The following is a 20,857-nucleotide window of genomic DNA, read 5'->3' on the forward strand; positions in this document are numbered from 1 at the left end:
ACGATATTCTACTGTGATATGTGCGTTATACGGATAAGATAATGTTAAGCACACACCGCTTTGATACGCATTTTGTACTCTTCATTTTTCTGCGGCGTCCACATGCGGCGCTCATCATCAAGCACTAGACCGCCCACATCATCAGCAATACGCTGTGCAGCTTGCAACATCAATTTGAAGTTCTGGCTAGCATCACCGTACGAAGGCACTTGCATAAAAATGGTGATACCCGGCGTAGTAAACGCGGCCATGTTAGCAACATCAAACGTGCCTGGTTTTACCATATTAGCCAAACTAAACAGTACCGGCCCACTACCCATGGGATCAATGTGGCGATGGAAAATAGCCATCTCGCCATGCTGGAAACCCAGCTGCATCAGGCTGTTTAGCAAACGCTCGCCATCAATAATATTTCCGGCATGTGCAGTCACATTGAGCACCAGCACATCACTTTTTGGGGCTTTTGGCGCTTCAGGCTCTGCCGGTGCAGACTCAACGGCATACTCAGATTCAGTAGCGTCAATCTGCTGAACATCGTGCTCATCGTATTCGTTATCGGCACGGGTATTTGCCGCATCAGAGCGCGCACGTGCAGTATCAAACGCTTGCACACTATCATCATCTAAATCAGCATGCTGTTGAGATGTTTTTTTCACCGAGGCATTCACTGCAGTTTTCAGCGGCGCAGCACTCAATACATCGTCATCGGCATCATCATCAACGGCTGAAAATGAAGGCTCTTCAGATAGCTTACGTGAACCTTTTTTCACCCGAACAGGTTCAAGATCATCAAGATCATCTTCCTGTTCCGGTGGCTGTTTTTCTTTTAAACGTTTAACGGGTTTGTGGCCAAACACCGTTGGTTTTTCCTTGCGGCTTGCCCACAATCCATGCAACAGCAAAGCAGCTATCGCTATCGCTCCCACGACAATCAAAATCAGACGCAAATCCTGCATCGCTGGTATCTCTTTAATAATTCAATATCTATGCTCAAGTAGTGAGCAAAGTAACTATGACTCACTTTATGTGTTAGCGCTCTTATCTTCAAGTGCTGACACCGAATTCTCTGTACATTATGAAGTTTACGCTTACTTTTCGCCTATTTTTTAACCGTTCCGTTACATTTTTGCGTTAAGAATATGTATTACCTACTTTAATTAAATGCGAACAAGCCAATATAAATGTCAGCCTGTATACATTTTAGTGGCTGGTATCTGTTTTGCGCTGCCGTTATGATTTAGGCAAGTGAACTGTGTGGATAGACAATATGTCATCAACAACAAAGACAAAAATTACCGAAAATGGTGTGACCTTCTTTTTACAGGGGTGGAAACTGGCCTTTCTTCCGGGAATTCGCCGCTACGTTATTCTGCCGCTGTTGGTCAATGTATTACTGATTGGCAGTGCTTTTTACTGGTTGGCCAGCCATATGCAGGCGTGGATCGGGCAGCTTCTTTCCCATATCCCCGATTGGCTACAATGGCTGAACTACTTACTTTGGCCACTGGCGGTTATCAGTGTGCTGCTGCTGTTTGGCTATTTTTTCAGTACGCTGGCTAATATTATTGCATCCCCGTTTAACGGGCTGTTAGCTGAACAGCTTGAAGCCCATTTGACCGGAGAAGAGCCGCCTGTTACGGGAGTCATGACATTACTGCGTGATGTACCGCGTATTTTAAAGCGTGAAGTGCGAAAGTTGGTGTATTACTTACCAAAAGTGATTGCCTTACTGTTGGTGTCACTCATTCCGGTGGTCAGCCAGACACTTGCTCCGCTATTGTGGTTATTGCTGACGGCATGGATGTTGGCGGTACAATACTCAGATTATCCATTCGATAATCATAAGATCCCTTTTACAACGATGCGTGATGCGCTAAAACAGCGCCGGATTACCAGCTTAACATTTGGCGGGTTAATCAGTATTTGCACCATGGTGCCACTGTTGAATTTAGTGATTATGCCGGTAGCGGTATGCGGGGCAACGGCAATGTGGGTTACCTGCTATCGCCCACAACTCAAGGGAACGGGCGTAAAATAGATAGGCTAAGTAATGCGCTAAATACTTAGTGCAGGCTACAGAACTCAGGCTAAACCGTACCACCAAAAGTAAAAAATAAAAGAAGGGCTCGCTTACGGCCCTTCTTTTTTATATCCCGTTTTCATATCTTAGTATGATATAACGCGCTGTGATCAACTAGCGCACACATTGTAACAGCACTGATCCCACCGAATAACCCGCACCAAATGAACAGAGCACGCCATAATCACCAGCGGAAAAATCATAATGATAACGATGAAAAGCAATGACAGAGCCTGCCGAGCTGGTATTGGCAAACTCGTGCAAAATAGTCGGCGCATCCAGCGGCAGCGGATCTCGGCCCAGAACTTTACGTGCCAAGAAGGTATTCATATTGCTGTTTGCCTGATGCAACCACAGACGCTTGAGCTGATGGCTCTCTAATCCAACACGCTCCAATTGCTGCTCAAGCAGCTGGCTAACCAACGGCAGCACCTCTTTAAATACTTTCCGCCCCTCTTGCATAAACAGCTTATCGCGGTTGAACTGTGTTTCTGGAGTTGCCCGATTCAAAAAGCCAAAGTTATTGCGGATGTTATTTGAAAAATGGGTATGCAGTGTTCTATCGATAATCTGAAATGCTTTACGGCTCTGGCTGTTTTCGGCTTTTTCCAGCAGCAAGGCACTGCACGCATCACCAAAAATAAAGTGCGAATCACGATCACGGAAGTTAGCGTGCCCACTGCAAATTTCAGGATTCACAACCAGTACAGTACTTGCCATACCGCTGTTTATCGCATCAACAGCCTGACTGATGGCAAAGGTGGCCGATGAGCAAGCCACATTCATATCAAACGCATAACCGCCGGCGCCCAGCAGGGCTTGCACTTCAATGGCAATGGCAGGATAAGCACGCTGTAAATTAGATGCTGCCACTATCACCAAATCGACATCAGCTGCCTCGCGCCCTGCCGCCTGTAAAGCCTCTTTTGCCGCGCTAACCGCCATCTGCGCCATTAAACTGGGCTGGTCATCACTCGGCTCTGGCAGCAGAGGTTGCATAATGTCGGGATCAATAATGCCTTCACGTGCCATCACGTAACGTTGTTTGATGCCTGAGGCTTTTTCAATAAACTCAGTGCTCGATGTCTGCAATGGCGCTAACTGCCCGGCCGTAATCGCGCCATGGTTTTCAGCATTATAACGAGCAACATACTGATTGAAGGCGTAGACCAATTCGGTATTGGTGATTTGGTGTGGTGGAATATAAAGACCAGAGCCACTGATCACAATCTGCTGCATACATCATCCTTGTCCATACATTACAGATGCCAATAAGATCGCAATCTGCCAATAAAAAAAGTGAAGCCTAGACTCTCATACAGGCTATCCCTAAGATTACGCAGATGTTAAAAAAAGTCGAGCGATGTTGACGGGTAACCGGTGGTCGCTACCATGCAGCGGCTATTCTTGCGGCAATGAACGTCTGCCAGCTAAAAATACCCTATTCGGCTAATTGCATTAATTGAATAACGATATATGTAATCAGTGTTTCCGATCTTAAACAGCCGGCGTATGCTAAACCTCATTGAAAGTTTCAAGATGTTGATTTGCTGGCGTAAGATCAGAGTGCAGCTTAAAAAAACGCAACTGAGCAACGTTAATCAGCATCACGCCAGATTCAACAGTGAGCACAACTTAGTGCTGTAAGGTACGTTTGGTAATAAACCGGCCCTTTGTATGCTCACTGAAACCGAAAAATATGACTGTGATAGGCGCTATACCAAATACTTTACCGGAAGGAATTGGACTATGAGCAACATTTATGCAGATAACTCACAGACCATTGGTCATACCCCACTGGTTCGCCTGAACAGAGTCAGTAATGGAAATGTACTGGTTAAAGTTGAATCCCGTAACCCAAGCTTTAGTGTAAAGTGCCGAATTGGTGCCAATATGATTTGGGATGCCGAAAAGCGCGGAATTCTGACACATGATAAAGAGCTGATTGAACCAACCAGCGGAAATACCGGAATTGCACTAGCGTATGTTGCCGCAGCTCGCGGTTATAAACTAACATTAACTATGCCAGAAACCATGAGTTTAGAGCGCCGTAAGTTACTTAAAGCTCTCGGGGCGAACCTGATTTTAACCGAAGGCGCAAAAGGCATGAAAGGCGCAATTAATAAAGCCGAAGAGATTGTCGCTGCCGAACCCGAGCGTTATGTTTTATTGCAACAATTTAATAACCCAGCCAACCCTGAGATCCATGAAAAAACCACTGGCCCTGAAATCTGGAACGACACTGACGGTGATATTGATGTGTTTGTTGCCGGTGTAGGAACAGGCGGTACACTAACCGGTGTCAGCCGCTACTTAAAGCAAACAAAAGGCAAGGCGATTATCTCGGTTGCAGTTGAGCCAAAAGACTCTCCGGTAATTTCACAAGCACTGGCCGGTGAAGAGATTAAACCCGGCCCGCATAAAATTCAGGGTATCGGTGCGGGCTTTATCCCCGGAAACCTTGATTTGAGCCTGATTGATCGCGTTGAACTTATCACCAACGAAGAAGCCATCAGCATGGCGCGCCGCTTAATGGAAGAAGAGGGTATTTTAGCCGGCATTTCATCGGGAGCAGCGGTAGTAGCAGCCAATAATATTGCCGCGTTGCCAGAATTTGCCGGAAAAACGATTGTTGTGCTGTTACCTTCGTCAGGTGAACGTTATTTGAGCACTGCATTGTTTGCCGATATCTTCACAGAAAAAGAAATGCAACAGTAATGCCACTTCGCTAAATTGTATAAAAAGGCATCAAATCAGATGCCTTTTTGTGCGCTAGCACTAGGTTCTATACTCACAGTGATTGATTTATTTCCCCCTCTCTTGTATTAAACCAATCAATTTTTTCGTAGCGTAAAATTAATCAGAGTATGCGACGTTTTTGCTATGCATTGTTAATCTTATACAATGCTTCTTCGGTCAAAGACGTTCACTAATGACGTTAAACGTTTACTTTGATAAATTTACGGCATAATTCGAACCGCAATATTAATAACAAAACAGGTTGACGCTAGTTAGTTGTATACTGCGTATAACCTCCACAACTCATTGGGATGAAATACTATGTTTGAGAAACAAGTTACTATTACCGCACCAAACGGCCTGCACACTCGCCCTGCTGCACAGTTTGTAAAAGAAGCAAAAGCTTTTGCTGCTGATATCACTGTTAACTCTAATGGTAAAAGCGCAAGTGCAAAGAGCCTGTTTAAGCTGCAAACACTGGGTCTGACCCAAGGTACTGTTGTGACTATTTCTGCTGAAGGCGAAGACGAGCAAAAAGCGGTTGAGCACCTTGTAAAGCTGATGGCTGAGCTTGAGTAATCAAGTTACAACACGTAACGAATCCGTAATTGCAGAAATAAACGTATAGGTAGGGCTATGATTTCAGGCATCTTGGCATCACCCGGTATCGCTTTTGGTAAGGCATTATTGCTGAAAGAAGACGAGATCGTGATTAACCGTGCAACACTGGCTGCGGATCAGCTAGAGAATGAAATTGCACGTTTTTTTGATGGTCGTAACAAAGCAGCGGTCCAACTGGAAACGATCAAACAAAAAGCAGCTGTGACACTGGGCGAAGAAAAGGAAGCAATCTTCGAAGGTCACATCATGCTGCTGGAAGATGAAGAGCTAGAGCAGGAAATCATAGCCTATATCCGTGAAAACAGTGCATCGGCAGAAGCCGCGATTCACGCCATTTTAGAAGGGCAAGCACAATCTCTAGAAGAGCTCGATGATGAGTATCTAAAAGAGCGTGCTGCTGATGTGCGTGATATAGGTAAACGTCTGCTGAAAAATGTGCTCGGCATGAACATTGTCGATTTAAGCGCTATCAGTGAAGAGGTGATTCTGGTCGCAAACGATCTGACACCATCAGAAACTGCACAACTGAATCTAGACAAGGTTCTTGGCTTTGTGACTGATATTGGTGGCCGCACCTCGCACACCTCTATCATGGCGCGCTCACTTGAGCTGCCTGCGATTGTCGGCACCAACAATGTGACCCAACAAGTTAAATCGGGTGATTATGTGGTACTTGATGCAATCAGCAATGCTGTACACATCAACCCAACTGCCGCAAAAATTGAGCAACTCAAAGAAATTCAAGCCCGCTTTGCTCACGAAAAAGCAGAGCTGGCGAAGTTAAAAGATCTTCCGGCGATGACGCTAGATGGCCACCAAATTGAAGTATGTGGCAACATCGGTACGGTGCGTGATGTTGACGGTGTAGAGCGTAACGGTGGCGAGGGCGTAGGCCTGTATCGTACCGAGTTCCTGTTTATGGACCGTGATGCGCTGCCTACTGAAGATGAGCAGTTTGCTGCCTACAAAGCTGTAGCACAGGCAATGGGCGATCAAGCCGTTATCGTACGTACCATGGATATCGGCGGTGATAAAGACCTGCCATATCTAAACCTGCCAAAAGAGATGAACCCATTCTTAGGCTGGCGTGCAATTCGTATCTGTTTAGATCGTAAAGAGATTTTGCGTGCTCAGTTGCGTGCTATTTTGCGTGCTTCTGCGTTTGGTAAACTGCGCATTATGTTCCCGATGATCATCTCGGTTGAAGAAGTTCGCACTTTACGTGCCGAACTTGATGAGCTGAAGCTAGCTCTGAAGGCCGAAGGCCACGCTTTTGATGAAAATATTGAAGTCGGTGTGATGGTTGAAACCCCTGCAGCGGCAGCAATTGCGCATCACTTAGCAAAAGAAGTCGATTTCTTCAGTATTGGAACAAACGACCTGACTCAGTATACTCTGGCCGTCGATCGTGGTAACGAGCTGATTTCACACCTGTATAACCCAATGACACCTGCTGTTCTAACGCTGATCAAGCAAGTGATTGACGCTTCCCACAAAGAGGGCAAGTGGACAGGTATGTGTGGTGAGTTAGCCGGTGATGAGCGTGCAGCCGTACTGCTATTGGGTATGGGGCTAGATGAGTTCAGCATGAGTGCAATTTCTATTCCACGCATCAAAAAAGTGATCCGTAACGTCAACTTTGAAGATGCAAAGACCTTAGCTGAGCAAGCGTTGGCACAGCCAACCGCTGCGGATATCATGGCGCTGGTCAATAAGTTTTTGGAAGAAAAAACACTTTGCTGATTGTGCTAACGTGGTAAGTACACTAACTTAGCGCAAGAAGTCGAATAATTTCCGATAATGAGGATGATACTATGGGTCTGTTCGATAAGCTGAAAAAACTGGTTTCTGATGATTCTAGCGATACGGGTAGCATTGAGATTTTTGCTCCACTGTCCGGTGAAATCGTAAATATCGAAGATGTGCCTGATGTAGTTTTTGCTGAAAAAATCGTCGGTGACGGTATTGCAATCAAGCCATCAGGTAACCTGATGGTAGCGCCGGTTGACGGTACTATCGGTAAAATTTTCGAAACCAACCATGCATTCTCTATCGAGTCTGATTCTGGTATCGAGCTGTTTGTTCACTTCGGTATTGATACCGTTGAACTTAAAGGCGAAGGCTTCAAGCGTATTGCTGAAGAAGGCCAGCGTGTGAAGATGGGTGATCCGGTTATTGAGTTTGATCTGGCAGTGCTGGAAGCAAAAGCAAAATCAACCCTGACTCCTGTTGTTATCTCTAACATGGATGAGATCAAAGAGATGGTTAAGCTCTCTGGTAGCATCACTGTGGGTGAAACACCGGTACTACGCATCAAAAAATAAGAATGAAATAGGGTATGTTGTCATACCTTATCTTCTGATAAAAAAAGCCGACATTCACATGTCGGCTTTTTTGTTGCTCAATCTTGTTGTGCAATCTTGCTATTCAATGTTGCCGTTCACGCTCTATCGTTATCTGCCATTATCTGCTGTACAACACAAAGATAAAGAGATACCGACTTAAAGCTGCTCAAGACGGGTACGGGAAGGCGCAAAATAGTAGCCTCCAGTGACCGCACGGGTGTATTTGAGCAGACGATCGTACTGACCATCCTCTAACCCACCAAACATGCTTAGCAGCTGTTTCTCGATGTTATACAGCGAGTGACAGTAGGCACAAAAGTACAGGCCGTGTTCATCACTGACTTTGCCATAAGGCAGGCTGTGACGCAGGATCTTCAGCCCTTTCCCCTCTTCTTTCAAATCAACTCGGCTGACGTGCGAGTTTTCAAAGCGCTGCTCTGGCTCTAGCTCTTCGCTTTCGACTTTCGTGCGGCCAATGGTTTTCTCTTGATCTTGTTCGTTCAGACCGTGCCACTTCGGCAGGTTGTGCGCGTAACGCTGCACCAGAATATAGCTGCCTCCCTGATCAGGGCCTTCGGCAATTACACCAACCTGCTCACGTGGTTCATCGCCATGCGGGTTTTCTGTGCCGTCAATAAAACCGGTCATATCACGGGCATCAAGGTAACGAAAGCCGTGCTGTTCGTCGGTTACGGTAACGCAATCGCCAAGAGCATTAAGCACATCCTGAGCCAGTGCATAATTCAGATCATGACGCTGAGAGTGGATATGGATAAACACATCTTCTTGTGTTTCAGGGGCGATATGCCGCTCTTCGCCCAGCTCGACAAACGATTTTAGCTCAGGCGCTTCTTCATCGCCCACCAGTGTACGCCAGAGCGCATCACCAAAAGCCCATGTGCCTGACAGTGCGGCATCCGCATCACTGGCAGCATAGTGATCTATCATTGCTGGAAATTGTTTGGCAATTTCACGGACACGGGAAACCCCCTGCTCAACATGTAAGACAAGGAACATGGCAAAGCGACTGCCTTCCGGCACGACTCCACTTTGAGCTAGCGTCATAAGGTTATCCTCTGTTGTTATCTTTTAAAGACGATCATTTGTTATCTTTTAAAGGCGATCATTTTCAGGCAAATATCTGCCCGGTAAAATATGCCTTGGGCGAACCGGAAACCGCTATTCGGCCGGTATTCATCTGTTATTGATCTGCTTTTTATCTACTCGTGATCTGCTATTAACCTGTTTGTGTGCAGCGTGCAAAGTCAACCTGCATCAGCCGATTCGGCTTCTGCCTGCCACATGATCTGCTGCACTTTCCAGTTACGCAAAATATCATCGGGCGGCAATAACCCTTGCGGGCCGTTCCACTGGCCGCTAAAGGCATAGCGGATACGCTGATCTTGCGGGGCCTGACAAATAACGGCAGATTGCGTGTCAGCCTGCCCGACAGTGCAACGAGCACCCAGCGCTTTCGGGTAGATATCTAAAAATAGGTTTCCAACATGCGAGCCCCATTCTGTCTCAATTTTGGGGCTATAAATAGCGATAGCATCAATCTTATCTTTGCTTTTTCCGCTGAATACCAGTGCGCGCTGATTATCGCGCAATGCTTCCGCATAGGGCTGTATCTCACCATTGTGCATCTGCATGCCGATACGCACTTGGTACTGATCCCCCAGCATATCTTGAATAGTATCAGCAGAAATCGGGGTATCGTGTGTAATGCCTAAGACTTGCTCGCCATTGGCAACGCTTGAGCTGCTACTAAACCAACTCAGCGGCGACCACCAGCTTGATGTGTTGCCGGAAGTGGCCTGAATCGTGGCCTCAGTATCGGTCTGAGGAGTCTCTGCCAACTGAGTATCGGCATCACCATACAACGTGCTACATCCTGCCAGCAGCAGGGGTAATGCCATAATCCATGCGTGATGCTTCATACGGTTTCCTCTTTAATGCGTGTTCATCCGGCTAATAGCCTGATTCATCAGATGTTATCGCTGAATATCTCATGATTGGGATGACAAAAATCAGACGTATGGTAACTCAGATTGTCACGCGATGAGATAAGAATAGCGGATTAATCGAGACTGTTATTGAAGCAATTCGGTTATGAAAACAATACTGATGCTGAGATGGCACTGAGGTCACATTGAGATAGCACAGTATTGAGATAACCCAATTATTGGGATTCTGTCATCAAAGCGTGAGGTTTAAATGCGGCGGCCAAACGCTTACTGCGCACAACATAGAGCAGTGCCCACACAGTAATCATCAGCAGTGTGGCATTGGGCAGAGCAAAATCGGCCGGTTTGGTGATGGCTTGCTTGAGCAGCATCAGCAGATCCCCCAATAACATACAGGGTAGGAGAAAACGGCTCATCTGCCAGACTTTTGGCCAGTGATGCCGACGACCAGCCACTAAAAACAAAAATACGGCCGGCAAGCCAAGCGACATGCCAAACCAAAAATCATCAATACTGGGATAGAAGAGCGTTAACAAGGTATTGCCGGTTTCACGTGATGCACCCGCAATAATGAACAGCGCCCATGTTTTGGCCTGTAGCACGACAATGGCCCAGAACAACCACGGTAAGCGGAGTTGACCGTGGTTATCATATTCATCAGGGTGATAGTGCGGCTGGCTCGGCGAAGAGGAGGTCATAACGGTAACCGATTACTCATCAATGCTGTCTTCTATCAGCCGCTTTCCCAGACAGATAGTGTCTTGGATTTCATAGCCAAGTTTTTCATACATGTTGATAACGGATTGATTCTCTTCGCGCACCAGCAGATGAATTTTCGGGCAACCGCGGGCAATCAGCTTTTTTTCAACCCGATTAACCAGTGCGTTGGCAATACCGCGACCACGATAATCAGGGTGAACAGCCAGATAGGTAACCCAGCCACGATGACCATCGTAACCGCCCATAATTGTGCCGATCACTTCACCTGCCACTTCGGCGACCAAAAATAGATCGGCTCCGGTATGCACTTTACGCTCGATATCGATCTCAGGATCATTCCACGGGCGCAGCACATCGCAGCGATCCCACAATGTCAGCACTTCTTCAAAATCATTTTGTTTGAAAACACGAATTTCCATTACTGTACCCGAAGCTATCTCAAACTGTTTTAATTATTAATACGCAGCATCTGTATGCAAGGCGCTGTACGGCAATATTAGCCACACAGTCTGTAGCGCTATAAGACGCATGTCCACGCCTAACCACTGGTATGACATGACCAGTGTGGCCTACTCTGCGTAGCAGGCGCGTTAGTGTAATGCCTTAACTTAACATATGCATTACCTGTGGCCTGATCTGAAGGTGAAAATAGTGAAAAAACCGCTCTGCTTTGACAGCAAGGCGGTTTTTTTTGATCACAAACGGAATTGAGCTGGCGGTTTACTTAGAAACCGGGTTTGACATCACTCATATCCGGCAATTTATGGGCGATACCTTTGTGGCAATCAATACAGGTTTGGCCGTCAGTAATGGCTTTTTCATGCATTTTTGCAGCCACGGTTTTCTGGGCGGTAAAATCCATATTATCGAAGTTGTGACAGTTACGGCACTCTTGTGAGTTGGTGGCTTTGAGGCGTGCCCACTCGCGTTCGGCCATCACTTTCCGGTGCTCTTCAAATTTTAGCGGCGTATCCACGATACCGAAGACTTTGGCGTACAGCTCACGGCTAGCCTGTACTTTACGGATCATTTTGTGGGTGAAATCTTGTGGCAAATGGCAATCTGGGCACGTTGCTTTCACGCCGCTACGGTTGTTAAAGTGCGCGGTTTCGATGTATTCCTGATACACGTTGTCTTTCATTTCATGGCAGCTAATACAGAACTGTTCGGTACTGGTGGCATGCATGGTGGTGTTAAAGGTGACAACAAAGGCGATACCACCAATAAAACCAATAATCAGCAGAGTACCCAATGCCAAACGGCTAGGTTTACGCCACCATGTCCATGCGCGTTTTAGCAAGCCGGGCTTTTTTTCAGTGTTCATGGATACCTCAGATTACTGGCCAAAACCGGTGGTCGGTTTGAAGGTGTTGTCGATAATCGGTGTTGCATCAGTTTGCGGTACATGACACTGCAAACAGAAGTAGCGGCGCGGAGCAACTTGGTTGAGGACTTTGCCATCACGATCCATAAAGTGGGTCGGGCTGATGCGCGGCGCACCGGATACTCGGTAGTTTTCAACACCGTGGCACTGTAAACAGCGGTTACTGTTCATGGTGACCTGATATCCTTTGGTATCGTGCGGGATCAGCGGCGGCTGATTCACATAATCGAGCGGCAGACGCTGTTGCTCTTTAGGTTGTGTGGCAATTTTTTCGACCGGCTGCGCCGCTTCGGAAGATTTGGCGAAATCGACATTATAGTTGTTTTTAACGCTATTTTCGGTGGCTGCATGAGCCCCCAGCGCCAGCGCGGTCAGCATAAAACACAGGGAAAGTAGCTTTTTCATTTTTTCACTCCCGAATCAGTAAATCGAGTCGTTATCTTGAATACATGTTCGGCACATACGTCGATACAGCGTCCGCAGGTGATGCAGTCTTGACTGAGCACCTGCGTAGAGTGTTCGGCATTGCCGTGTAAAGGTGTTCGTAATACATGCGGTTCGGGGCAGACATGGTAGCAATCCATACAGCGGGTGCAGTTTTCCCGTGCTACAGCATTGACTCGTAATAGGCCTTTTGCGCCTATCACGCCATACAGCGCCCCCATTGGGCAGAGGTGGCCACACCAACCGTGTTCAACCACCAGCAGGTCAAACACGAATACGGCAATCACCAACCACAGGCCCGCGCCAGCACCAAAAATCAGGGCGCGCCCCAAGGTGGCGACCGGATTCACCCACTCCCACAACAACGTTCCGCTAAATGCGCTACCAATTAAGATCATGACTAGCAGCACATAGCGGGTCATGCGCGGCAATGTTGCACTGGTGCGAAGCCCCAGTTTGCGCCGCAGCCATGCCGCCATATCGGTGACCATATTCAGCGGGCACACCCACGCACAAAATGCCCGGCTGGCAATCAGGGCATAGCTGACGGCAATAATCAGCCCGCCAACCAGTGCGAGTGTTTGTGGCCAGTGCCTAGCGGCCAGGCTTTGCAGCAGGATCAGTGGATCGGTCAATGGCACGGTGTCGAGCAACAAGCTGCTGCTGTAGTTGCCTTTTAAGATCCACACGCCCCACCACGGCCCGGCAAGAAACATCGCCAAAACCAGCAGTTGTACTGCACGGCGAGCCAGCAAAAATCGGTGGGCATACGCCCAGCCATGGCGTAATACTGCATCGCGCCCTGCTAGCTTGGGTGAGTTAACCGCCATCTATAAGCCCTCTTTTAGCTGTATGCTGCCGGATGTCAGCGGCTCTGCGGGAGAAGAGATTGCGGCTGCCGGAGCGGGCTGACGCACAGGCAGTTGAACGCCTTCTGGCACCAGTGAGTGTCCGGCTTTTTCTTTCTCTTCCCACCCTAAGCGATAGTGTTGCCCCAGCAATCCTTTTGCCAATGACATTGGCAGCACTTTGATTGCGGCCTCTTCCAACACGCACGCTTGCTCACATTTTCCACATCCGGTACAGGCATCACTGTGTACGGTGGGGATAAATTTTGCGTGTTTACCGGTGCGGCTGTTGTGCTGTACATCCAACGTAATGGCTTTATCAATTTGCGGGCAAACGCGATAGCAAACATCGCAGCGCAGCCCTTGCCAGTTCAGGCAGCTCTCTTGATCGAGCAGCACTGCCAGCCCCATGCGAGCATCATCAATGTTGGTTAATGCCGGATCGAGCGCACCGCTTGGGCAGGCCGGAACACACGGAATGTCATCGCACATTTCACACGGCACGGCGCGGGCAACAAAATAGGGCGTGCCTGATGCTACCGGTGCAAGCAACGTGGCCAGTTTGAGTGTGTCGTACGGGCAGGCTTGTACGCACTGACCGCAGCGGATGCACGCCGCACTAAACTCAGGTTCTGCCAGTGCGCCAGGCGGGCGCAGTAATACGCCCTCTTTGGCCTTGGCTTGCCCCTGTTTCTGCTGTAATCCCAGTAGCAGAGCCGCGCCCCCTACCGCGCAAGCGGTTCGCCCGAGATCGCGCAGAAAACGCCGTCGCGCCGGGGTTTTATCCCTGACACGTGCAGTATCGTTGTTGCTGATACTGTTGCTGCGGACGGGCTTTTTTGTTGGCCGCTGCTCTGCCGGGCTGTTTGGTGAATCTGCCATGCGTTAAATTCCGTTGTGTTGTCACGGTACGCTGAGGGGCAACCAGTAGCGCGATGATTTCGGGCTACCGGTTGACCGTTGCATCACGCTTTCATCAGCTTCACTGCACACTTCTTGAAGTCTGTTTCCTTCGAGAGTGGGTCTGTTGCATCGAGTGTGAGCTTGTTCACCAACTGAGCGGCATCAAAGAACGGCATGTATACCAAGCCACGCGGTGGCTTGTTACGGCCACGCGTTTCAATCAAGGAGATCACCTCTCCTCGGCGTGAAACAACTTTGACTTTGTCACCACGGCGCAAGCCGCGATCTTTGGCATCGAGCGGATGAATAAAGACCACCGCTTCTGGGAAAGCGCGGTGCAGCTCTGGCACTCGGCGGGTCATCGAACCGGTATGCCAGTGCTCAAGTACACGGCCCGTAGACAGCCACAGGTCAAACTCTTGATCCGGCACTTCGGCAGCAGGTTCGAACGGCAGCGCAAAAATGACTGCTTTACGATCGGCATTGCCGTAGAAGCTAACCTCTTCGCCCACTTTGACATACGGGTCAAACCCTTCACGGTAACGCCACAGCGTCTCTTTTCCGCCGACGACCGGCCAGCGCAAACCGCGTGCCTGATGGTACATATCAAACGGTGCTAAATCGTGACCATGTCCACGGCCAAATCCGGCGTACTCTTCAAACAAGCCTTTTTGTACGTAGAAACCAAAATCACGTGATTCATCATTCAGACGAGTTTCTGGGATCTCATCCAACGTAAAGCGGTTGACCTGACCGTTGGCGTACAGAATGTCAAACAAGGTTTTGCCGCGATATTCTGGCTTTTGTGCCACTAATTCTGCCGGCCACACCTCTTCCACTTTGAAGCGCTTGGAGAACTCCATCAGTTGCCATAAGTCTGATTTTGACTCAGCCGGTGCTTTCACTTGCTGATACCAGAACTGAGTACGACGCTCGGCGTTACCGTATGCCCCCTCTTTTTCCACCCACATTGAGGTAGGTAAAATCAGGTCAGCAGCCATCGCACTCACGGTCGGATATGGGTCAGAGACCACCACAAAGTTACGCGGATCGCGCCAGCCCGGTAAACGCTCTTCGTTGATATTCGGCCCGGCTTGCATGTTGTTGGTACACATGGTCCAGTAGAAATTCAGCGTGCCATCTTTTAATGCACGATCTTGCGCAATGGCATGTAGGCCAACTTTATCAGGGATCGTTCCGGCGGGCAGTTTCCACGCTTTTTCAGCGATCTGGCGGTGCTTTTCATTGGTGACAACCATATCTGCCGGCAAACGGTGTGCAAATGTGCCCACTTCACGTGCTGTACCGCAGGCTGAAGGCTGGCCAGTCAGTGAGAACGGCCCGCAACCCGGTTTTGAGATTTTTCCGGTCAGCAAGTGAATGTTGTAGCACAGGTTATTTGCCCATACGCCACGGGTGTGCTGGTTAAAGCCCATCGTCCAGTATGAAATGACCTTGATATTCGGATCGGCATACAGTTTTGCCAGCGCGACCAGTGAATCAGCCGGAACACCGGTCATTGCTACGGTTTTTTCCAGCGTGTATTCAGCAACAAACTTTTTGTAGGCTGCAAAATCAATTGGGGTAGCTGCACCACTGTCTGGATTTTTCGCCGCAGCTTGCAGAGGGTGTGTCGGGCGCAAGCCATAACCGATGTCGGTTGCCCCTTCCTTAAAGACGGTATGCTTGGTGATAAAATCCTGATCAACGGCATTATTTTCAATAATGTAATTGGCGATATAGTTCAGGATCACCAAGTCTGACTGCGGGGTAAAAATAATCGGGTAGTCGGCCAGTTCAAAGCTGCGATGCTCGAACGTTGACATCACCGCCACTTTTACATCGGGCTTGGATAAACGGCGATCGGTAATGCGTGACCACAAGATCGGGTGCATTTCAGCCATGTTTGAGCCCCACAGCACGAACGCATCGGCCTGTTCGATATCATCGTAACAGCCCATAGGTTCATCCATACCGAACGTACGCATGAAACCGACCACCGCAGATGCCATGCAGTGGCGCGCATTGGGGTCAATGTTGTTCGAGCGAAAACCGGCTTTGAACAGTTTGGCCGCCGCATAGCCTTCCCAGACGGTCCATTGGCCTGAACCAAACATACCGATTGCGGTAGGGCCTTTCTCTTTAAGCGTCAGCTTTGCCTTGGCTTCCATAATATCGAACGCGTCTACCCACGAAATCGGGGTAAATTCGCCCTCTTTATCATATTGGCCGTCTTTCATACGCAGCAATGGCTGTGTCAGGCGGTCTTTTCCGTACATGATTTTTGGCAGGAAATACCCTTTGATACAGTTCAGACCACGGTTTACAGGAGCATCAGGATCACCTTGTGATGCTACCACGCGGCCATTTTGTGTACCCACCAGTACGCCACACCCTGTACCGCAAAACCGGCACGGTGCTTTATCCCACGTAATCTGATTATTCCCAGCCGACTCGGCCGCATTTGCGATAGCAGGCAGTGTCACACCAGCCGCGACAGCCGCTGCCGCAGCGGCATTTGCCTTCATAAAGTCTCGACGACTGAGTTTCATGGCATTTCCTCACCTTGATCATCTTGCTGGTGATACACCAGCGATACCGCCAGCACGCCCTGAATATTGCGCGCTGACTCTATATTGGCTAACAGCACGTCAGAGGCCGCAGCCTGCATGACAACCACCATTTTTCCCTCTTCATTGATACCGGGGATCTCAGTATCCGGTATCTCGCTCAGTGCGCTACGCACGGCGTCTATCTTTTCCGGGCGGGCATGCACCACTAATCCGCACACGTGCCACTCATCGGGCATATCATCGGGCGTAGTCACCGCTGTATCGGCGCTTGGCATAACGGTTATCTCTTTTACGGGATTAACTGAAACTGCCGTTTGGCCGTTCAGCGGGGGGTTATTTGGCATTATCGTCCTTATGATGTGGCAAGGTGCTGCGGTGAGAGTCGGTTACGTCAGACGTAGCCGCAGAGATTAGCGTAATCGCCTGCACCGGACACACCGACACGCAAACGCCACACCCCGAACAGAGCGCGGCATCAATAATTGGCGGGCTGACTCCACCGAGTACCGGTGTAAAACGAATGGCACGCGGTTCGCAGCCATCCTGACAACTGCGGCATGTCACGCTGTTGTGGGCCAAACAGCTGCTGCTAATTTGCGGGGTAAGCTGCCAAGCAAGTGCGGTTGTCGGCACAAAGGCATTCGCCTGACAAACTTGCACACACGCCTGACAAAAGCTGCACTCAGCACGGCTAAAATCAACTTTCGGAAAACCGCCATCCCCCACCACCAGCACGCCTGTCTCGCACGCGCGTACGCAATCACCGCAACGCGTACAGGCAGCCGTAAACGCCGCCTCATTTTTGGCCCATGGCGGGCGAAGAGGCGTATCACGTTGTATCGTTTCACGGCGAAAACGGCCGCGGAAAAGTTGGCGACGAGTGAGCTCTGTTGGCATTCTCTTCTTTTATTACCCGAATGTTGCAACAAACAGGGAGAAACTGGCAGCGTAAGGTAGAATTTTATCCGGTGCAGTATAATTACCCAAATTAGGTAAATAAGTGTGTGTATTGTTTAAGATCAATGTCTTTGGGCAAAAAATAGCCAGCGATAATGCGCCAGATCACAAAATCAAAATCGTGATTTTTATACCAATGACTAACTATATGCATGCAAGAGCATATTTACTAAGGAGAAACAGCATCACTTATTTTATCTTTCTGAACATGGAATTTTTAACGATATAAATCTTTCCCGCACCCGCGCTAAAATAGTCAGGATAAAACCTGAGGAAACGCAGCCCCACATGAAACAGACCTCTGTCGCCCGTACCATTGATCGCAGCCTGATTGGTATCGTGATTCTATCTATGATCTCAACCCTGCTCGGGTTGATGACACTGGTTAGCAGCTTAAAAGATGCCGAAGCGATCAATATCGCCGGTTCACTGCGAATGCAGAGCTACCGAATTGCCTACGACCTACAAACCCATTCAGACTCACTGCCCGAGCATTTGGCACACTACCAGCAATCACTCACTGCGCCTTCGTTAATCAGGCTTGATAGCCCGCTAACACCACACTCACTTCGGCAGAGCTACCGTTCACTGCTCGAAACATGGCAGCAAATTCATCAGCAAATCAATCAGCACCAGAACCAGCACTATCTTGATCAGATAGTCGATTATGTCAGCCAGATAGACCACTTTGTTTATGAACTGCAGCGTTTTTCTGAGATCAAACTGGCGATTGCTGGTGTCACCGGTGGTATCGGGTTAATCGGCATTCTGTTTCTAGCACTCTTCACCATGCTGTTTACCCGTCGGCAGATTATCGCCCCGCTAGATAAACTGATTGCCGCCAGCAAAGAGGTGCAAAACCGGCAATTTGATCACCAACCACTCGCCGTTGATCTCACCAACGAAATGGGCGGTTTGTCGCGTACTTTCACGTCAATGTCAGCGGAGCTGAGCAAGTTGTACCGCTCTCTTGAAGAGCAGGTGGCCTTGAAAACCCAGAACCTGACGGACGCCAATCGTTCATTATCAGTGCTATATGAGTGCTCACAAACGCTAAATGTCACACAAGTTGATCAGCCCACGCTTGAGCTGTTGCTCGATAAAGTGCTGCATGAAGAGCAGTTACACGCTATCCAGCTTGAAGTTACCGAGCATGCGGCCCAAAGCTGGATACTGCAGCGCGGTGAAGCACAAACTTCCAGCATCCACCAATCACTGCCACTGTGCATGAATGACTACACGCTGGGTATTTTACACTGGCAATGCCCGCCACAGCAGTGTCCGGATGTGCGCCTAATGGAAAACATCAGCCGAATGATCGCACGTGGGTTGTACTTCAGCCGATTGCAAAAACAACAACAACAATTACTGTTGATGGAAGAGCGCGCCATTATCGCCCGCGAACTGCACGACTCTCTGGCGCAGGCGTTGTCATTTTTACGCATACAGCTGACACTGCTTAAACGCGCCCTGCCGCATGATCAGGCAAAAACCTACGCGATCATTGCCGATTTTGAACAGGCGCTGACCGATGCCTACCGGCAACTGCGTGAGCTGCTGGCCACCTTTCGCCTGACCATTCAGGAAGCTGACCTGCATCAGGCACTTGAGCAGATCCTCGCACCGTTACAGGTGCAAACCTCCGCGCACATCAGCCTTGACTGCCGCCTACCTTCACAGGTATTAACCGCCCAGCAGCAGGTGCATGCACTGCAAATTGTGCGCGAAGCCGTACTTAATGCGATAAAGCATGCCAATGCCCATATTATCCGCGTCAGCGGGCATATCGCCGACGATGGCTGCAATATCCTAAGTATCGCCGATGATGGCATTGGTATCAGCAGCACCGAAGAGCCCGCTGGGCATTATGGGCTGAATATCATGAGTGAGCGAGCCACCCGTTTAGGGGGGGAACTCAGTATTAAACGCACTGAGCCACATGGCACTGAGGTTCAGCTAACCTTTCGCCATCATTAAGCTTATCATCATTAAGTTAGCGGTAATGTTTTACGCTTTGAGTTACATTACCCGAGAGTTAATGAGAATAATTACACTATTACAGCAGTACAGAAGGTAACGCCGTGACCGAACAATACACGCTTTTGATTGTTGATGATCACCCGCTGATGCGGCGTGGAGTTCGCCAGCTTGCTGAACTTGAGCCGATATTCTCTGAAATCCGCGAAGCCAGTAATGGCAGTGAAGCGATTGCATTAGCCAACGCCAAACAGCCGGATATGATCCTGCTCGACCTGAATATGAAAGGCATGTCGGGGCTTGATACACTCAAAGCATTACGCCATGAAAATATTGATAGCCGGATTATTATTCTGACTGTTTCCGACTCGCGCACCGATATCTATGCGCTGATTGATGCCGGAGCCGATGGTTATCTGCTAAAAGATACCGAGCCCGATTTATTGCTGGAAAAATTGCAGCAAGCGGCAGAGGGAAAAACAGTATTCAGCGATATTGTGTATGAATATTTGCAGTCCAGAAATGACAACCCTGCCCCACTGGCTGGATTAACCGAGCGTGAACTTGATGTGCTTAAAGAAGTGGCACTTGGTCAGTCAAACAAGCAAATTGCACTACAACTGCATATTTCAGAAGAGACAGTAAAAGTGCATATCCGCAATATGCTGCGCAAGTTAAATGTCAGATCACGGGTGGCCGCAACTGTGTTGTATCTGGAACAACGCAATAGCTGATACTACCGCTATCACTACCCAATACATAACAAGGGGATAACCGGCGACCATGCTCTTTTTGCCATAAACCGTAACAGGTTATCCTTTTTCGTATTCCCCTCATCCAGAACACATGGCATGAGGGGTTTTGTTTTTATGGCAGTAATTTGTAGCTGTATTAATGGCTATATTTGCGGCGGTAGCCTATTGCTGATCAGATGCCAGCGCCGTTTGAATCTCATCAAGGTGCTCGGCTACCCACTGCGCCTGCAACGGCCCCCAGCTTTGCAGCTGATAATAACCGTCATTATTGCGAATACCGTCTTGCACAAAGTGGATCTCAACCCCTAATCCGTGCAGTGCTTTCATCGCATCTTGCAGTGTACGGCGCGGCCAGCCGGTCGTGGTCATCAAGAAAGGGATATTCGGCCGCTCGGTACTGGCCAGTAAATGGCACAAATACAAACGGCGGGCAAAGACAGAATTCAGACGCATAACGCACTCCTTGGCAAACATCATATTCGCTATTATCCCACTGCCTGATCATATCTTGCGCATTAAAATCCAATAACTGTGAGCCAATGGG

At 48.8% G+C, this 20,857-nt stretch carries 21 protein-coding genes; 7 read left to right on the plus strand and 14 right to left on the minus strand.

The features are described from left to right. Nucleotides 1-44 precede the first annotated feature (44 nt). Nucleotides 45-956: a cell division protein ZipA gene (gene zipA, locus AC1HDJ_RS12435; RefSeq protein ID WP_479536059.1), complete on the minus strand. Its 912-nt coding sequence runs from the start codon at nt 954-956 to the stop codon at nt 45-47. A gap of 311 nt (nt 957-1,267) precedes the next feature. Between zipA and cysZ the strand changes: the two genes are divergently transcribed. Continuing rightward, entirely contained in the window at nt 1,268-2,038 is a 771-nt protein-coding gene (gene cysZ, locus AC1HDJ_RS12440) for a sulfate transporter CysZ (protein WP_479536060.1), read from the plus strand. A 156-nt stretch (nt 2,039-2,194) separates the two neighbouring features. Here the strand turns inward: cysZ and AC1HDJ_RS12445 are convergent, their stop codons facing one another. After that, on the minus strand, nt 2,195-3,319 hold the full coding sequence (locus AC1HDJ_RS12445) for a beta-ketoacyl-ACP synthase III (RefSeq protein ID WP_479536061.1): 1,125 nt from the start codon (nt 3,317-3,319) through the stop codon (nt 2,195-2,197). Between the two features lie 510 nt (nt 3,320-3,829). On the opposite strand from AC1HDJ_RS12445, the gene cysK reads away from it, so the two are divergent. The 4 genes from cysK (at nt 3,830) to crr (ending at nt 7,764) form a co-directional block, all read left to right on the plus strand. Beyond that, entirely contained in the window at nt 3,830-4,798 is a 969-nt protein-coding gene (cysK, locus tag AC1HDJ_RS12450) for a cysteine synthase A (protein ID WP_438622849.1), read from the plus strand. Between the two features lie 342 nt (nt 4,799-5,140). Then, entirely contained in the window at nt 5,141-5,398 is a 258-nt protein-coding gene (ptsH, locus tag AC1HDJ_RS12455; RefSeq protein WP_438622848.1) for a phosphocarrier protein Hpr, read from the plus strand. Between the two features lie 57 nt (nt 5,399-5,455). After that, nucleotides 5,456-7,183: a phosphoenolpyruvate-protein phosphotransferase PtsI gene (ptsI, locus tag AC1HDJ_RS12460; RefSeq protein WP_479536062.1), complete on the plus strand. Its 1,728-nt coding sequence runs from the start codon at nt 5,456-5,458 to the stop codon at nt 7,181-7,183. A 71-nt stretch (nt 7,184-7,254) separates the two neighbouring features. Further along, nucleotides 7,255-7,764: a PTS glucose transporter subunit IIA gene (gene crr / locus AC1HDJ_RS12465; protein WP_438622846.1), complete on the plus strand. Its 510-nt coding sequence runs from the start codon at nt 7,255-7,257 to the stop codon at nt 7,762-7,764. Nucleotides 7,765-7,941: 177 nt separating this feature from the next. Here the strand turns inward: crr and AC1HDJ_RS12470 are convergent, their stop codons facing one another. From AC1HDJ_RS12470 to napF, 11 genes are all read right to left on the minus strand, one after another. Beyond that, nucleotides 7,942-8,850 carry a Dyp-type peroxidase gene (locus AC1HDJ_RS12470; protein WP_479536063.1) on the minus strand — a complete coding sequence of 303 codons (909 nt, stop codon included), beginning with the start codon at nt 8,848-8,850 and terminating at the stop codon, nt 7,942-7,944. A 200-nt stretch (nt 8,851-9,050) separates the two neighbouring features. Then, complete coding sequence (locus tag AC1HDJ_RS12475) at nt 9,051-9,725, minus strand: DUF1131 family protein (RefSeq protein ID WP_479536064.1); 675 nt, start codon at nt 9,723-9,725, stop codon at nt 9,051-9,053. A 242-nt stretch (nt 9,726-9,967) separates the two neighbouring features. Continuing rightward, entirely contained in the window at nt 9,968-10,450 is a 483-nt protein-coding gene (locus AC1HDJ_RS12480) for a DUF2919 domain-containing protein (protein WP_479536065.1), read from the minus strand. A gap of 12 nt (nt 10,451-10,462) precedes the next feature. Then, nucleotides 10,463-10,891, minus strand: a complete 429-nt coding sequence (locus tag AC1HDJ_RS12485; RefSeq protein ID WP_438622842.1) for a GNAT family acetyltransferase — start codon at nt 10,889-10,891, stop codon at nt 10,463-10,465. A gap of 305 nt (nt 10,892-11,196) precedes the next feature. Further along, entirely contained in the window at nt 11,197-11,796 is a 600-nt protein-coding gene (gene napC, locus AC1HDJ_RS12490; protein WP_438635418.1) for a cytochrome c-type protein NapC, read from the minus strand. A gap of 12 nt (nt 11,797-11,808) precedes the next feature. Further along, the gene (locus tag AC1HDJ_RS12495) at nt 11,809-12,261 is read right to left on the minus strand and encodes a nitrate reductase cytochrome c-type subunit (RefSeq protein ID WP_479536066.1); all 453 of its coding nucleotides are present in this window, start codon (nt 12,259-12,261) and stop codon (nt 11,809-11,811) included. After that, nucleotides 12,258-13,130, minus strand: a complete 873-nt coding sequence (gene napH, locus AC1HDJ_RS12500) for a quinol dehydrogenase ferredoxin subunit NapH (RefSeq protein ID WP_479536067.1) — start codon at nt 13,128-13,130, stop codon at nt 12,258-12,260. Before napH ends, AC1HDJ_RS12495 begins: the two co-directional genes overlap by 4 nt. Further along, entirely contained in the window at nt 13,131-14,030 is a 900-nt protein-coding gene (gene napG / locus AC1HDJ_RS12505) for a ferredoxin-type protein NapG (RefSeq protein WP_479536068.1), read from the minus strand. Nucleotides 14,031-14,113: 83 nt separating this feature from the next. Continuing rightward, on the minus strand, nt 14,114-16,603 hold the full coding sequence (gene napA / locus AC1HDJ_RS12510; protein ID WP_479536069.1) for a nitrate reductase catalytic subunit NapA: 2,490 nt from the start codon (nt 16,601-16,603) through the stop codon (nt 14,114-14,116). Beyond that, on the minus strand, nt 16,600-16,860 hold the full coding sequence (napD, locus tag AC1HDJ_RS12515; RefSeq protein ID WP_438630218.1) for a chaperone NapD: 261 nt from the start codon (nt 16,858-16,860) through the stop codon (nt 16,600-16,602). Before napD ends, napA begins: the two co-directional genes overlap by 4 nt. 97 nt (nt 16,861-16,957) lie before the next feature. Continuing rightward, a complete protein-coding gene (napF, locus tag AC1HDJ_RS12520; RefSeq protein WP_479536070.1) occupies nt 16,958-17,521 on the minus strand; it encodes a ferredoxin-type protein NapF in 564 nt (187 codons plus the stop codon). 348 nt (nt 17,522-17,869) lie between these two features. Here napF and narQ point away from each other — a divergent pair, with 348 nt between their 5' ends. Together narQ and AC1HDJ_RS12530 are read left to right on the plus strand one after the other, a co-directional pair. After that, nucleotides 17,870-19,558, plus strand: coding sequence for a nitrate/nitrite two-component system sensor histidine kinase NarQ (gene narQ, locus AC1HDJ_RS12525; RefSeq protein ID WP_479536071.1), 1,689 nt, complete (start codon nt 17,870-17,872; stop codon nt 19,556-19,558). A gap of 104 nt (nt 19,559-19,662) precedes the next feature. Then, entirely contained in the window at nt 19,663-20,292 is a 630-nt protein-coding gene (locus tag AC1HDJ_RS12530; RefSeq protein WP_479536072.1) for a response regulator, read from the plus strand. 183 nt (nt 20,293-20,475) lie between these two features. Here the strand turns inward: AC1HDJ_RS12530 and AC1HDJ_RS12535 are convergent, their stop codons facing one another. Next, entirely contained in the window at nt 20,476-20,766 is a 291-nt protein-coding gene (locus tag AC1HDJ_RS12535) for a winged helix-turn-helix domain-containing protein (protein ID WP_438622833.1), read from the minus strand. Between the last annotated feature and the right edge of the window lie 91 nt (nt 20,767-20,857).

Source organism: Plesiomonas sp. ISS29 (assembly GCF_056522795.1).